Here is a 13,912-nt window from a genome sequence, read left to right as displayed (position 1 = left end):
GGGGGAGTCAGAGGCTGCGGATCAGGCCGCCGTCGCACCGGAGTGCAACACCGGTGATGTACGACGCCGGGGCGCTGCAGAGGAACGCGGCGGCGGCGCCGAACTCCTCGGGTTCGCCGTAGCGGCGGGCGGGAATGGTCTTGCGGGATTCGAGCTGGATGTCCTCCACCGTGGTGCCACGGCGTTTCGCGGCGGCGTGGTCGAGTTCGGCCACCCGTTCCGTGGCGATCCGGCCGGGCAGCACCATGTTCACGGTGACGGAGTCCAGCGCCACTTCCGCGGCCAGGGTCTTGAGGTAGCCGGCCAGGGCGGCCCGGCCGGTGTTTGAAACGGCGAGGTTGGGCAGCGGGGCCACCACTCCGCTGGAGCCGATTGCGAGGATCCGGCCCCAGCGCCGTTCCCGCATCCCTGGCAGGACGTGGGAGATGATGGCGTGGTGGGGCTTGACCAGCAGGTCGAAGGCGGCGGCGATGTCCTCGGGGCTGAGGGTGGCCGCGGCGCCCGGCTTGGGACCCGGGCCGTTGAGGACCAGGATGTCGATGGGCCCCAGGTCCGCCACGGTCTGCTCGACGGCGGACTCGATGCCTTCCTGCGTGGTCAGGTCCGCCTCGATGGCCACGGCATCAAAGCCTGGCACGGCAGAGCCCGCCGCGCCACTGCCGGCACCGGTGTGGCTGTAAGCGGCCTGCAGCTCGGCGACGATCTCCTTGGCTCGGTCCCGGCGGCGGCCGACGATGGCCACCCGGACTCCCTCGGCCGCAAGGGCCCGGGCCACGGCCAGGCCCAGTCCACCCGTGGACGCAGCCACCAGGGCTGTCTTGCCGGCGATTCCCAGATCCATCAGAAGCTCCTTGCCGTCGTGTGTGCGCCGCGGAGGGCGGGGATATGCAGTTCCAGGGCTGCGGCAGCTTCGGCCAGGTGGGTTCCCATGCTGGACCGCAGGTTTTCGGGGAAGCCGGCAGCTGGCGCCCGGACGCCCGAGTCCTTGATGAGGCCACGTTCGCGCAAGCATTCCTTCCGGATGGCCAGGGCGACTTTGGCCTGCTGCTCAAAGTTGATCAGCGGCAGGTACGGCAGCAGCTGGTCCTTCGCAGCCTGGTAGCCGTGTTCCTGCCAGGCCCGCACGCAGGCAATGAGCGCCTCCGGGTAAGAGAAACCGGTCATGGCACCGGCGGCACCGGCCAGGAGCTCGTCCAGCAGGCCCTGCCCGCCGAGGCCGCCGAAGACGGACACACTGCCAACCAGTGCGGCAGTCAGCTCCGCGATGGCCACGCTGGTGGGTGGGGCCTCGGCCTTGACCGCGATGACAAACGTGCACCAGGTCACCACCGAGATGAGCGCTGCGGTGCTGATGCTGACGCCGCTGGCCAGCGGATAATCCTGGAGCACCACCTTGACGCCGGTGGCCCGGTGGATGGCGTCCAGATGCGCAATCACCACCTCGGGACGTGCGGAGTTGGCCTGCACCATCACGGCGGCCAGGCGCTCGCCGGCCACCGCCTGGGCGGCGAGGATTTCGTCGATGGCGGGGCGCGTGGCAAGCGCCGTCACGCCCACCACCAGCGGGAGGTCCGTACATTCGACGGCGATCTCCAGCACCTGGCGGCGCTCCTCAGCCGTGAGGGCGGCGGCTTCGCCGAATACGCCCAGGACGGTCAGGCCCGTGGCGCCGATGGCTCCGTAGTGCTCCACCAGCCCGGACAGGCTGTCCAGGTCGACGTCGAGTGTGCTGCCCTGGAATGGTGTGGCCACCACGCCCCAGACGCCCGGGGCGAGTGATTCGCGGGTGTCTGTCCCGGTTCCGTTAGTCAGTGATTCTGTCATTGAATCCTCCTCGAAGTGGTTGGGCATCAGCGGCCCGGCCAGACCGGCGGGCGCTTTTCCTGGAAGGCGCGCACGCCCTCGGCCGAGTCCTCGCTGTCCAGCGCAGCCATCAGGGCCGGCAGCCGGAGACCGCGGGCTTCCTTGGCGGTCAGGTGGCCGGTCTGGGTGACCATCTGCTTGACGGCACGGACGGAGGTGGGGGCACACGCCAGGATCTGGTCCACCCAGCGCTGCACTGCAGCGTCGAGTTCCGCTGCCGGGACAACCTCGTTGACGAGCCCCATGGACTGCATTTCGAGCGCGTCGGCCTTCCGCCCGGTCAGGAGCATGCCCATGGCCTGGGTGTGGGGGATGCGCCGCACCAGCTGGTGGATGCCGCCGTCGAGCGCCAAACGCCCCACGCGCGGTTCGGTCAGCCCGAACTTCGCGTTGCCCGACGCCACTACGATGTCCGCGCCGAGCACGATCTCCAGGCCGCCGCCCAGCGCGTAGCCGTTCACCCGGGCGATCACCGGGATGTCCAGGGTGGTGCGCAGGCTCAGTCCGCCGAACCCGTTCGGATCCAGGCCGGCCCAGTACTCCAGGCCGGTCTTGTCCACGGCGGAGGCGGACATGTCCGCTCCCACGCAGAAGGCGCGGGTGCCGGCGCCGGTAATGACAACGGCACGAACGTCCGGATCGGCCTCAAGCTGGTCCCAGATCTCGTTGAGTCGGGCCTGGGCGGTGCCGTCGACGGCGTTGAGTACGTGCTGCCGGTCGATCACCACAGTTGCGACGTGGTTTTCGATGGTCAGCGTGACCTGGTCCACGGGCGCGGAAGCCGCAGCCGCCGTCGTGCGTTCCTCTGCGACGGCGGTCACCGGAGCACCCCCAGCTGCTGCAGGCGTTCGATGGTCTCGGGATCGAAGCCGTTCTCCAGCAGGACCTCCACGTTGTGCTCGCCCAGCCGCGGCGCCACGCGGCGGACCGTGGGCGGGGTGGCGGAGAGCCGGATGGGCGCGTTGAGCATGCGTACGGTTCCGACACCGGGGTGTTCGGCTTCGACGATCATGCCGTTGGCTTCGGTCTGGGCGTCGGCGAGGGCCTGCTCGAGGGTGTGGACCGGGGCGTTGAGCAGCCCCTGGTCCTCCAGCTTGCCCGTCCAGTATTCGGTGGTGTTGGTGGCGATGCGCTCGCGGAAGATCGCCTGCAGTGCCGGCTTGTGCTTGAACTGCTGCTCGAGGTTGGCGAACTCGGGCCGCTGCGTGAGGTCTTCGTCCAGGCCGAGGGCTTCGGAAATGCGGGCCAGCGGGTCAGGGGTGAAGCCGCCCACCATGCACACGGCGCCGTCGGTGGTTTCGAACACGCCGCTCAGGGGCATGGCGCCCCAGTTGACCTCGTAGCCGCGGTTGAGCTGCATGCAGGCTTCCTGCATTTGCAGGTGCAGCATGGAATCGTACATGGTCACCTCCACCTTCTGGCCGACGCCGGAGGTTTCCCGGGTGCGCAGCGCCAGCAGGATGCCCTGCATCAGGTGCATGCCGGTGATGTAATCGCACAGCGTGGTGGGGTAGATGGACGGCTTCTGGTCGTCCGATTCGCGCCGCCACATCACCCCGGAATAGGCCTGCGCGATCGCGTCCTGGCCGCCCTTGTGCGAGTACGGTCCCAGCGGGCCGAAGCCGGTGCCGGAGGCCCAGATGATGCCCGGGTTCTCCGCCTGGCCGTCCTTGTCCGGGAAGGAGTTGCGGGAGATGTCCCCGGCGCCCGGGCGCTCCACCTTGATGATGTCCGCGCCGTAGTCGCCCAGCATCTGGGTGCAGGACGGGCCCATAAACACCTGGGTGAAGTCCACGATCTTGATGCCGTCCAGCGGCAGCGGGGTAACTGCCGGTTCAGCAGCGGTGCGGGGCGCAGCAGCGGCGGGTGCCGCCGTCGTGCGTTCTGTCTGTTCTGCCGCCTGGTCGATAGTCATGGTGCTCATGCGAGGACCGCCGCATCCGCGTCAACGGTAGCGTTCGACGACGGGACGTCGCCCGGGTCGGCGCCGTGCCGGCGCATGCCCTGCTGGATGTCTAGCGCCGATACCTCGCGCACCAGGGTGCCGTTTTCGACGGCGAGGGCTGCTGCGACGCCCACGGCCTGGCCCATGGCCATGCAGGGCGGGATCTCGCGGGACATTTTCTGCGCGTCCGGGGTGGCGGAGTAGTGGCGGCCGGCAACGAGCAGTTGGTCCACTTCGCGGGGGAGCAGCGAGCGGTACGGGTAGTAGTAGTCGCGGCCGCGGGCCACGGTGTCGGCGAAGTGCCTGCGCTGGGTGACGTCGTCCTTGGTCATGACGTATTCGCCCTGCAGCAGGCGGGTCTGGCGGACGCCCATCTGGGAGGCGACGTCCAGCATGTAGCAGTTTTCGAAGCCGGGGAGGTTGGCGCGGACGTAGTCCACGGCCTCGGAGATCCGGTCGCGGGCGGCGAACTCGGCGGCCGTCATGTCTGCCGGGTCGGTGCCGTCGAAGCCGGACATGTGCGGCGCGTTGCACCAGACCACACCGTCGATGGGGGTCTTGAGCCACCACAGCTCCCAGGCACCGCCGAGGAGGCGCTTGATCTTGCGGTTGATGGCGCGGGCTTCCTTCGGGTTGGCCTGCTCGAAGGCCTCGGCCGCCGTGGTGTCCACGTTGCCTAGGCGGAAGACGAGGGTGGTGATGTAGTTGTCCTTGGCGTAGCTGGCGCCGGCCCGGGACGCGACGTCGATGTCGCCGGTGGTGTCAATGACAACGTCGGCCATGAACGCCTGCGGTCCGGACTTGGTCTCGCAGATGACGCCCTTGATCACGCCGTTGTCCACGATGGGGCGGGAGAACCAGGAGTGCAGCCGCAGGTCCACGCCCGCCTCACGGACGAGGTCGTTGGAGACGCGCTTCCAGCCGTCCGGATCGAAGGCGGCCGCGTAGCAGATCGGCTTGGGGGTGGTGTGAGAGTGGAAGTCGAAGGTCCCGTAGCGGCCCCACTTGTTCCAGAGTTCCTCGGAGGTCTTGCGGTCATCGGCGGGCGGGACCACGGCGAGGCCCAGCTTCTGCAGGCGCTCCACGTATTCGGACACAATGCCGGTGACGGTGATTTCCTGGCCGTTGATCATGTCATCCAGCACCAGGACCATGCCGCCGGAGGCCAGGCCGCCGAGCGATGAGTAGCGTTCCAGGAGGGTGACTTTGGCGCCGGAACGGGCGGCTGTTACGGCGGCGGCAACACCCGCGGGGCCACCGCCAACCACCAGGACGTTCGAACGGGAGATGACCGGCGCGGTGAGTTCCGCCGTCGTAGTGGCGAGTTCCAGGGAGCCCGCAAAGGTGTTTTCGGGCGCGGCAAAGCTAGCTGTGGTGATCATGGGGGGAGATTCCTTTAGTTTCCGACGAAGATGCCGTTGCGGCGGCGGGCGGCGAGATAGAAGACGATGCTGAGGACGGACAGGACAGCCACGTAGACCGGGAAGACCCAGCTGAGGTTCATGGACTGGAGCCAGACCAGCAGGTAGGAGGCGGTGCCGCCGAAGAGGGCGACGCCGATGCCGTAGCCCAGTGCCACTCCGGCGCCTCGGCAGTTCTTGGGCATCAGGGACGAGCTGACCACGTTGTAGAGGGTCATGTTCAGGACCAGGACCAGCGAGCCGCCGAGGAGGACTGCGGCAAATCCGCCGATGCCGGGCTGGACGTACATCAGCATGAGGAACACCGACGGGATGGCAAGGATGCGCGTGATCAGGAACCAGCGGGACATGGACCGGCCGTCGGCGAACTTGCCGATGATCCAGCTGCCGGCAACCAGGATGACGCCGAGGACGGTGGTCAGGGCGAAGACGGCGGTGGGGTCTTCCTTGAACCCGCTGCGTGCTGCGCTGGGGAGGCCAATGTTCCAGGCGTAGTTGTAGGCCTGGGCTGCGCCCACTACAAAGATGATGGCGAGGACGGAGAGCCAGTGCTTGCGGACTCCGGTCCATACGGCACCGGTTGTGTTGCTGGCCATTTCCTCGGCCTTGAGGGTTTCCGGCAGGGCCCGCCGGAGGTAGAGCACCACAAAGCCGAAGAGCGCGCCGATGATGAACGGGACACGCCAGCCCCATTCGCCCATGGCCGCGGCGCCGAGGACCAGGCTGCAGAGGAAGCTGACCAGGGAGGCGAGCAGGATGCCGATGTTGACGTAGAAGGACATAATGCCGGCCACGTAGCCTTCGCGGCCTTCGGGGACCAGTTCCACGGCGTGCGAGGTGGAGAGAGGGGCTTCGATGCCCGTGGAGATGCCCTGCAGGACGCGGCAGGCCAGCAGGATGATGCCGGACCACGCGCCGATCTGGGTGTAGCTCGGGGTAATCGCGATGACAAGGGTGGTGCCGGCCATCAGCATGATGGACAGCAGCATCACGCGGCGGCGGCCCACGCGGTCTGCCAGCGTTCCGAGTAGGATGCCGCCCAGCGGGCGGAAGGCGAAGCCGACGGCGAAGACGGCCAGCGCGTCCAGGGTGGCGGAGAGCGGATCGGTGGCGGGGAAGAAGTTGGGGCCGATGAAGGCTGACAAGAGGCCGAAGACCATCCAGTCGTACCATTCCAGGGCATTGCCGAGGCCGAGGCCCAGCAGGCCTTTGCGGACTTCGGGGGTCAATTTCGCGGACCGGGGGGAGGCGGACGTGACAGCTTTGTCCGTCGCTTTGCGTCCTGTTGGTTGAGAGTCCGTCGCTTGTATATCGAGCATGGAGGTGTCCTTACGCTTACGCCGGGGAGGGCGTGGGAGGGTATGACGCAGCGGCGTCCCGGAAGCAGGACGGCAGATGCGCAGGATCCAAGGACTGTCGGGGCGCAGGTCAGGCCGGGACAGCGGAGATGGAAAAGTAACGGCCGGTTGGGGTCGGCGGGGTTACCACGCGTGAGGTGCGTTAACCCAGATCGCTACGCATACCTCTTCGTAGCTGTTTTTGTACCAGTGCGGGGTGTCCGAGGAGAAGGTGATGGAGTCGCCTGCCTCCAGGGTGTGGCACTCGCCGTCAAGGAAGATGTCCTTCTTGCCGGAAAGGATAATGCCGAACTCTTCGCCATTGTGGCGGAAAGGGGTTGCGCTGGTGTCGTGGCCGGGAGGGCTGACAATCCACTGCGCCTCCAATGCTCCGTTGAGGTCAGGAGTGAGCAGTTCATAGACTGCCTCTCCCACGGATTTCTTGGTGACGCCTTTGAGGTTGCGCCTCTCGGCTTTGCGGACCACGGGGGACCTGGTTTCTTCCTGGCCGAGGAAGAATTTCCCTACCGGAATGTCCAGGCCGTGGGCCAGTTGCGCCAGCGTCGTGAAGGACGGGTTCGCCATGCCGCGTTCGATCTGGCTGACGATCGCCTGGCTGAGGCCGGTGCTTTCCGAGAGCTTGGCGAGGGTCATGCCTTTTTCCTTGCGCATGGCACGCACCTTGTTGCCCACAGTTGCCAGCAGTGCGCTGGTAGCTGGCGGGGCGGGGGTGGCGCTCTCGGTGGTCATGGTGAATCTTTCACTAGGGTGATCTGACTCACATAACTATAGTGAAGATTTTTAGCGAGTCAATGGTTTTCCTTAACTAAAGTGAAGAAATTTACAGGAGTGCGTGTTTTGGCTGGTGGGCGCGCCGTGCGGGCCGCAGCTGGCGCAGCGCGACATCTCGCACGGCTGGTAGACGGCACAAAGAAGCCGGTGCAGCCGATCGCGGGACCGCGCCGACTGCACCGGCGAGTAGGACGAATATTCAGAATTTACGGATCATTCCTCATGCGCGGCTCCTATGTCCCGGTTTGTCTTTCCGGGCTACGCCCTGTCCCCGGCCCTGGTGCGGGTCAGGAGCCAGCCGCAAGCGATCATCGCTACGCCCAGCACCAGGTGGGTCCAGTTGTCCGTCATGTTCAGCGACAGGAAATTGGCCGCCGACCCGACACCGACGCTAAGCCCGAAAATGCTGAGGATGATGTACAGCGCACCGGCGCCCATGAGGAAATTGCGCGCACCGTGTTCGCTCCGGGACATCGCCCAGCCTGTGGCGCCGATGGCCAGCTGCACAATGTTCAGCAGCATGGACACCTGGAACGCACCGAGGAGCATGGCGTGGGAATTAGGCCCTAGGAACATCAATTCGCCGTACCGGGTGGTGATGCCGGGGATAAAGCCCAGGACACCCACTACCAACATGAGGATACCTACACCCATGCCCGCATTCTGGACGTCTGCGCGCCCGAAGTGAATGCCGTGTGCATGTGGGGATGCGGTAGTCATTTTTCTGCCTCCAACCACTGATTGCGGACACTCCAATTTTACGGCGGAGCCAGGGAAAAAGCGCCGGAAGCGCCCCGATGGCGACTTCTGTGCGCCCACGTGCGCACCCGGCACGGGTGCATGATCAGCGTCACGGGCTACGAACTCTGGTGAGGCGGGTCTCCTCGCCGAATGAGCCTGTCGCAGACGGGCTGCCGGGTCCGGCCGTGACACCATGGAACACGATGAAACTGCGCGCTGATCAGACCGGAGACCGTGGCCTTCCCATGCCCTTATGGCTGCAGGGCGCCCTCGAAACGGCGCAGGCAGCCATTATTTCGGCGCTGCTGGTGCTCGTTCCTGTCGTCGCCGTCTGGGCGACGGGCGGCTTCCAGAACACGGCGTTCGACACACTGGCCCGGCTCGCCGGCCAGGCGTGGCTCCTGATCCACGGCGTGCCGCTGGAACTGGCCGACGTCGGAACCGGTGCGGCCAGCAGTACGAGCTCGGGCATGCTGACCCTGATTCCGCTGGGGCTCACCCTGATCCCGTTCCTGCTCGCCTGGCGGGCCGGACGGCGCCTGGCCAGGGCCTCGTATACGGACCAGCTCTGGCAGGCTGTGCTCGGTTCCTGGCTGGTCTACTCTGCCTTCGGTGCGGCCACTGGGTTTGTGTGCCGCACTCCGGACGTCGTCATCAACATCTGGCACGCCATGCTGATCCCGCTGATCCCCTTCGCCCTGGGCATGGTCATTGGGGCCCGTCGCGAGGCCGGTTCGTGGAGCCGGCTGATCGGCGTCGACGCCGTGGACTGGATCTCGCGCACCAGCCAGCATTCGCGCTGGGCCGGGTCCTACCTTGGGTCCGCCGCGAAGGCCGGCTTCCTGGCCCTGGCGTCCGCGCTGACGCTCGCCTGTGTACTCCTGGCCGTTGACGTTTTCGTCCACTGGAACCTGGTGCTGGCGGTGTATGAAGCGGTCCACGCCGGCGCGGTAGGGGGTGCGGCGCTCACCATCGCGCAGCTTGGCTACTTGCCCAACCTCGCGGTCTTTGCGCTGGCTTGGATCTCCGGATCCGGTTTCGCCGTGGGCGTCGGCTCCCAGGTGGGGCCGCTGGGCACCGCAACCGGGCCGCTGCCCGCCATCCCTGTTTTCGCCGCGATCCCGTCGGGTCCCCTTGACTACGGGTTTGTGGCCCTGGTGGTCCCGGTCCTGGCGGGCGTGCTGGCCGGCTGGTGGTTCCTGCGTGAAGGCGAGAACCACTTCGATGAATGGTTGTCCATCAAAGTGCACGCCCGCTGGTTCACGGCCACCGCGTCCACCCTTGCACTCGGGGTCCTGATCGGTGCCGTGTCGGGCCTGCTGGCGGCCGGACTGGCCTGGCTGGCACGCGGCTCTGCGGGACTGGGACGCCTCAACGACATCGGACCGGACCCCTTGTGGCTGGGACTGTGGCTGGCCGCGGAAGTGGGAATCGGCGTCGTGATCGGTTACGCGGCCGGGCCGTGGCTGGAACGCCAGCAGCAGGTGGAAGAGGACTCGGAACTGGTCCGCTAGGTTTCGTTGGCGCGTGACCTTCAGGGTTGGCAGGTCCACGGTGACCGTGTGGAGAGACTTGCGTTTTGGCGGCGAAAATCATTCCGGGGCCAACCGGTTTTGCCGGATGTTTTGGGGCTAGTGTGGCAGAGGTCGGCACCTGCCGCGAAGACCCTCAGGGAGGGTGCATGAACTCCAACCAATCCAGCTCCTACCAATCCAGCTCCGAGCAGTTCGGCCAGCACTTAGTCAGCGTCGGGGGTTCAGAGGCTGACGTCAGTGGATCCGCCTACGAGGTCACCGGGGACGACACGGTCGAGACCGTAGTGTCGGCTCTGCGGATCAAACAGCAGCAGCAAGGCACCCCTGCCAGCAAGCCGTCGATTCTTCATGCTTCAGCGCAGGTCCTGATTAGCCGGCGCGATGAACATGACCCCGAGGGCCACGCCGGAACGTCCCAGTCGGGAGAATACCAGTTGGACATCCACCTCAGCGCGGACCACAGCACCCGGGAATCCATCCCGGAAAAGGATCTTGAGCAGGCTCAGATCTGGGCGCAAGGACGGATCGAGGCCGAGGGAGCCGATTTCGGTGCCATCTACTTCCCTGCCGGCGGCGGCGTCGAACCCGGCACTGGAGCGCTCGAGTGCCGTTACGACCGCGCGGTGGGCTGGTACCGGTAGCGGAGTACCTGCGCGGATTCGAGTCCCACGCGGGTTCGAGCCCCTAGCGCATGCCGGGAAGCGACCGCTCCAGCTGGACGCGGCAAGTGGAGAGCGCCTGGTCCGTCAGCGCTTGCCGCTGGCAGGCCTGGAATTCCTGGACCTGGCTGAAGAAGACCGCCGAAGCCAGGATGACCAGCAGCATGATGAGGGAAACCACCAGCCCCGCGATGGTGCCGAAAAGGACCAGCCTGGATTCCTTCAGCTTTGCCGACCGGACCAGCAGCAGGATTCCCAGGACGAAGCTTGCGGCGGTCAGGATGCCGGTGAGCCAGAGGTAGCTGACGTCCAGCTGGTAGACGAAAAAGGCACCGAGGACGGTGAGGATAAAGATCCGGAACAGGTTGCGGGTCTGGCTGAGCGAGATCTTGGCGGCCTCGCTGAGCTGCGGTTTTGTCCGCTGCTGGCCAGCTGGTTCCGGGGGAGTAGTCATGGATTCCAGCGTACGCGAGCCTGCCCATAAGCTAGACCCATGCGCATCGTAGTCCTCGTTTCCGGTACCGGCTCCAACCTCCAGGTCGTCATCGACGCCGTGAAGTCAGGGGAGCTGGACGTGGAAATTGCGGCGGTGGGTGCCGATCGCGAGGGGACCTACGGCGTCGAGCGTTCCTCCGAAGCCGGGCTGGAAACCTTCGTGGTCAACTTTAACTCGTTCCCCACGCGCGACGAGTGGGATGCCGCGCTAACCGCGAAAGTGGCTTCCTACGCGCCGGATGTGGTGGTCTCCTCCGGGTTCATGCGGATTGTGAGCGCGGACTTCATCGATGCCTTCAACGGCAGGTACCTCAACACCCACCCCGCCCTCCTGCCTGCCTTCCCCGGCGCGCACGGTGTCCGCGACGCCATGGCCTACGGCGTGAAAGTCACCGGTTGCACGGTGCACTGGGCCGACGCCGGGGTGGACACGGGCCCCATCATCGCGCAGGAAGCCGTCACCATTGAACCTGCCGACACTGAGGAAACCCTGCACGAAAGAATCAAGGTGGTGGAGCGCCGCCTCCTCGTCCAGACCCTCGCCGCCCTCGCCGCCACCCCCTCCGCCTGACCCCTCCCAACCCTTCCCCCCTGACCCCTCCGCCCCTCCCAACTAAGTAGCAGCACATGTCGGTTTGAGGCCCCAAACCGACATCTGCTGCTACCTACATGGGCGCACCGGGGCGCACCTGTGGATAACTTCCGCGGCGGTGCGCAAATTTTGTCACGATGGCCTCATGAAGACTCCGCAGCCAATGCCGGAACCGCTTGGTTCCGGGGCGTTCACTTTCCAGGAAGCGGCCGACGCCGGTGTAACAGTCGGGCGGTTGCGGCACCGTTCGCTGGTCTCACCGAGCCGAGGAATCAGGCAGCCCTGGACCAGACGCCGCCAGAGCTGTCGTCAGTGGTCCGGCCGCTGACCCTGATCACCGAATTCTCGGCGGCTTCCCACGCCACAGCGTTCATATTGTGGTCCTTTCCGGGATTTCTCCCCGGCAGTGACGATCCCATCACGCATATTTCCAGGCCGGACCACATGGCCATTCCGCGTCGCGCCGGAGTCAGAGGCCATCGTGGGCAGTTCTTCGCCGATGAAATTGTCACCCTCAACGGCCTTTTCATGACGTCACGCACGCGCACCTGGCTGGACTGCGCACGGAAGATGAGCGTCGAGGAGCTGACTGTGGTTGCGGATCACCTGTTGAGGATTCCGCGGCCGGACTTCGAGGCGAGGTCCGAGCCTTTCGCAACGATGGAAGACCTCGCAGACATGCTGGACCGCCACAAGGGAACGCCGGGAATTCGCAAGGCCCGCCTTGCGCTGGAGCAGGCCCGGGTTGGATCCGACTCCGCCCCGGAAACCAGACTCCGGCTGGCACTGGAGTACGCGGGGCTGCCGGAACCGCAACTGAACGTGCCTACGGAGTTGAGTGTCGGCGTCGTACGTCAACCGGATCTGGCCTATCCGGAACAAAAAGTTGCGGTGGAATATGACGGCGAGGGGCACTCCGAGGTGGCACAGATCGTGAAGGACATAGCCCGTGAGGAAGACTTTGCGCGGGCTGGCTGGTTGCCGGTCAGGATCTCAAAGCGCCACATGCAGAACGAAGCGCGGGCCGCCATCGCAAAAGTCCGTTCAGCGCTGTTGAACCGCGGCTGGCAGCCCAACTAAGTAGCAGCACATGTCGGTTTGAGGCCCCAAACCGACATCTGCTGCTACTTAGTTGGGAGGGACGGACAGGCCGGGGTGCGGCGCCTAGTCGAGGCGGCGCAGCTTGGTTTCGGGGGAGAAAAACGCCATCCAAAGCACTGCCACCAGGACCAGGGCGCCGGCCAGGGCGAAGGATGTGGCCAGGCCCAGCTCCGGCCAGAAGTAGTTGGCGAAAATGAGCGGCCCGAAGCCGGCACCCAGCCGGGAGAACGTGGATGCCCAGCCGAAGCCTGTGCCGCGCAGTTCCGTGGGGTACAGCTCGGACACGTAGGCGTAGAGCACCGGTATGGCCACCTGGACCACAAAGCCGAACACGAGCAGCCAGAAGATCGCCGCAGAGGGTATATCCACCACAAACGCCACGATCACCAGGGTCAGGGCGGCGAGCGGGCCCGTGATGGCGAGGATCCACTTGCGGCCCACGCGCTCCACCAGCAGGGCCGCCACCACTACGCCCAGCAGGCCCACAGCCGACATGGACGCCGTGGTTACAAAGGCCTTGTACTCGGCGAAACCGGCGCCGATCAGGATCCTCGGCATCCACGTCAGGGACAGGTAGTAGACCAGCAGGATGCTGAAGAACAGTGCCCAGGCGGTCGTCGTGATCTTCCAGTTGAACTGCCACACGAGGCGCAGCTGGTGCCATGCACTGCCGGCGGACAGTCGCGGAACGTCCTGCGCGTCGGGCAGGCTGTAGGCGCGGGGTTCGGCGCCGGTGGCCGCCACGAGGTCGTCAATGACCTTGGCGGCTTCCTCGCGGCGGCCCTTCCGGATCAGGAACAGCGGAGACTCCGGCACGCTGCGCCGGATCCAGAACACCAGGAGCGCGGGCAGCACCATCACTAGCATTGTCAGCCGCCAGTCCCCGAAAATGCCCACCAAACCGGCGGATATGAAGCCGGCCAGGGCGGCTCCCACAGGCCACCAGCCGTCCATCGCCGTGAGGACCTTGCCGCGTTGCTTCCGAGGCGTGAACTCGCCGACCAGCGCATAGTCCACTGGAATGCAGCCGCCCAAACCGAATCCGGCCATAAAGCGGAACACGCAGAACCAGATGAAATCGGGGGAGAAGGCGCCCAGCACGGTGAACAGCGAGAAGATCAGCAGCGTTGCCGTGAACGCCTTCTTCCGCCCGATGGTGTCCGCGATGGTTCCCCACACAAACGCGCCCAGCGCCATGCCGATCAGGTTGGCCGTTCCCACCCACGCGACCTCACCGGCCGCGAGGGCCCAATGGGTGGAGAGCAGAGGGATGAGGATGCCGTTGAGCGTCACGTCCCAGGCGTCAAACATAAAGCCGAGGCCGCCGATCACGAAGATCCGGCCCTGGACCTTCCACCGCCACGGCAGTTCCTGGACCACCTGTTCGCCGCTGGGCACAGTGGTGTAAATATTCATCGCAGCCTCCTGCCT

Annotated in this window: 14 protein-coding genes; 4 read left to right on the top strand and 10 right to left on the bottom strand. The window is 65.9% G+C overall.

Annotated features, from left to right (window positions below; genetic code table 11):
• Positions 1 to 7: 7 nt before the first annotated feature.
• From AC1DIM_RS04480 to AC1DIM_RS04445, 8 genes are all read right to left on the bottom strand, one after another.
• On the bottom strand, positions 8 to 841 hold the full coding sequence (locus AC1DIM_RS04480) for an SDR family oxidoreductase (protein ID WP_477709287.1): 834 nt from the start codon (positions 839 to 841) through the stop codon (positions 8 to 10).
• Positions 841 to 1,824 carry a dihydrodipicolinate synthase family protein gene (locus AC1DIM_RS04475; protein ID WP_477709286.1) on the bottom strand — a complete coding sequence of 328 codons (984 nt, stop codon included), beginning with the start codon at positions 1,822 to 1,824 and terminating at the stop codon, positions 841 to 843. Before AC1DIM_RS04475 ends, AC1DIM_RS04480 begins: the two co-directional genes overlap by 1 nt.
• 26 nt (positions 1,825 to 1,850) lie before the next feature.
• Positions 1,851 to 2,684: an enoyl-CoA hydratase-related protein gene (locus AC1DIM_RS04470; protein ID WP_477709285.1), complete on the bottom strand. Its 834-nt coding sequence runs from the start codon at positions 2,682 to 2,684 to the stop codon at positions 1,851 to 1,853.
• Entirely contained in the window at positions 2,681 to 3,787 is a 1,107-nt protein-coding gene (locus tag AC1DIM_RS04465) for a CaiB/BaiF CoA transferase family protein (RefSeq protein WP_477709284.1), read from the bottom strand. Before AC1DIM_RS04465 ends, AC1DIM_RS04470 begins: the two co-directional genes overlap by 4 nt.
• Positions 3,784 to 5,190: an FAD-dependent oxidoreductase gene (locus AC1DIM_RS04460; RefSeq protein ID WP_477709283.1), complete on the bottom strand. Its 1,407-nt coding sequence runs from the start codon at positions 5,188 to 5,190 to the stop codon at positions 3,784 to 3,786. Before AC1DIM_RS04460 ends, AC1DIM_RS04465 begins: the two co-directional genes overlap by 4 nt.
• A 14-nt stretch (positions 5,191 to 5,204) precedes the next feature.
• On the bottom strand, positions 5,205 to 6,548 hold the full coding sequence (locus AC1DIM_RS04455) for an MFS transporter (protein WP_477709282.1): 1,344 nt from the start codon (positions 6,546 to 6,548) through the stop codon (positions 5,205 to 5,207).
• A gap of 162 nt (positions 6,549 to 6,710) precedes the next feature.
• Positions 6,711 to 7,316, bottom strand: a complete 606-nt coding sequence (locus AC1DIM_RS04450) for a helix-turn-helix domain-containing protein (RefSeq protein ID WP_477709281.1) — start codon at positions 7,314 to 7,316, stop codon at positions 6,711 to 6,713.
• A gap of 300 nt (positions 7,317 to 7,616) precedes the next feature.
• Complete coding sequence (locus AC1DIM_RS04445) at positions 7,617 to 8,078, bottom strand: DUF4383 domain-containing protein (RefSeq protein WP_477709280.1); 462 nt, start codon at positions 8,076 to 8,078, stop codon at positions 7,617 to 7,619.
• Between the two features lie 224 nt (positions 8,079 to 8,302).
• On the opposite strand from AC1DIM_RS04445, the gene AC1DIM_RS04440 reads away from it, so the two are divergent.
• The gene (locus AC1DIM_RS04440; protein ID WP_477709279.1) at positions 8,303 to 9,613 is read left to right on the top strand and encodes a cell division protein PerM; all 1,311 of its coding nucleotides are present in this window, start codon (positions 8,303 to 8,305) and stop codon (positions 9,611 to 9,613) included.
• Positions 9,614 to 9,780: 167 nt separating this feature from the next.
• The gene (locus AC1DIM_RS04435) at positions 9,781 to 10,275 is read left to right on the top strand and encodes a hypothetical protein (RefSeq protein ID WP_477709278.1); all 495 of its coding nucleotides are present in this window, start codon (positions 9,781 to 9,783) and stop codon (positions 10,273 to 10,275) included.
• A gap of 43 nt (positions 10,276 to 10,318) precedes the next feature.
• On the opposite strand, the gene AC1DIM_RS04430 is transcribed toward AC1DIM_RS04435, so the two are convergent.
• Positions 10,319 to 10,747, bottom strand: a complete 429-nt coding sequence (locus tag AC1DIM_RS04430; protein ID WP_477709277.1) for a hypothetical protein — start codon at positions 10,745 to 10,747, stop codon at positions 10,319 to 10,321.
• Between the two features lie 39 nt (positions 10,748 to 10,786).
• Between AC1DIM_RS04430 and purN the strand changes: the two genes are divergently transcribed.
• Entirely contained in the window at positions 10,787 to 11,359 is a 573-nt protein-coding gene (purN, locus tag AC1DIM_RS04425; protein ID WP_477709276.1) for a phosphoribosylglycinamide formyltransferase, read from the top strand.
• A 549-nt stretch (positions 11,360 to 11,908) separates the two neighbouring features.
• Positions 11,909 to 12,460, top strand: coding sequence for an endonuclease domain-containing protein (locus AC1DIM_RS04420; protein WP_477709275.1), 552 nt, complete (start codon positions 11,909 to 11,911; stop codon positions 12,458 to 12,460).
• 84 nt (positions 12,461 to 12,544) lie between these two features.
• Here AC1DIM_RS04420 and AC1DIM_RS04415 read toward each other — a convergent pair whose 3' ends face one another.
• Positions 12,545 to 13,897: an MFS transporter gene (locus tag AC1DIM_RS04415; protein ID WP_477709274.1), complete on the bottom strand. Its 1,353-nt coding sequence runs from the start codon at positions 13,895 to 13,897 to the stop codon at positions 12,545 to 12,547.
• Positions 13,898 to 13,912 lie beyond the last annotated feature (15 nt).

The organism is Pseudarthrobacter sp. 01T43 (assembly GCF_056398665.1).
This window is presented reverse-complemented; position numbering and strand designations above follow the sequence as displayed.

Coding starts and splice junctions, on each gene's coding strand:
- AC1DIM_RS04480 (WP_477709287.1), bottom strand. CDS start 841: ATGGATCTGGGAATCGCCGGCAAGACAGCCCTGGTGGCTGCGTCCACG.
- AC1DIM_RS04475 (WP_477709286.1), bottom strand. CDS start 1,824: ATGACAGAATCACTGACTAACGGAACCGGGACAGACACCCGCGAATCA.
- AC1DIM_RS04465 (WP_477709284.1), bottom strand. CDS start 3,787: ATGAGCACCATGACTATCGACCAGGCGGCAGAACAGACAGAACGCACG.
- AC1DIM_RS04460 (WP_477709283.1), bottom strand. CDS start 5,190: ATGATCACCACAGCTAGCTTTGCCGCGCCCGAAAACACCTTTGCGGGC.
- AC1DIM_RS04455 (WP_477709282.1), bottom strand. CDS start 6,548: ATGCTCGATATACAAGCGACGGACTCTCAACCAACAGGACGCAAAGCG.
- AC1DIM_RS04450 (WP_477709281.1), bottom strand. CDS start 7,316: ATGACCACCGAGAGCGCCACCCCCGCCCCGCCAGCTACCAGCGCACTG.
- AC1DIM_RS04445 (WP_477709280.1), bottom strand. CDS start 8,078: ATGACTACCGCATCCCCACATGCACACGGCATTCACTTCGGGCGCGCA.
- AC1DIM_RS04440 (WP_477709279.1), top strand. CDS start 8,303: ATGAAACTGCGCGCTGATCAGACCGGAGACCGTGGCCTTCCCATGCCC.
- AC1DIM_RS04435 (WP_477709278.1), top strand. CDS start 9,781: ATGAACTCCAACCAATCCAGCTCCTACCAATCCAGCTCCGAGCAGTTC.
- AC1DIM_RS04430 (WP_477709277.1), bottom strand. CDS start 10,747: ATGACTACTCCCCCGGAACCAGCTGGCCAGCAGCGGACAAAACCGCAG.
- purN (WP_477709276.1), top strand. CDS start 10,787: ATGCGCATCGTAGTCCTCGTTTCCGGTACCGGCTCCAACCTCCAGGTC.
- AC1DIM_RS04420 (WP_477709275.1), top strand. CDS start 11,909: ATGACGTCACGCACGCGCACCTGGCTGGACTGCGCACGGAAGATGAGC.
- AC1DIM_RS04415 (WP_477709274.1), bottom strand. CDS start 13,897: ATGAATATTTACACCACTGTGCCCAGCGGCGAACAGGTGGTCCAGGAA.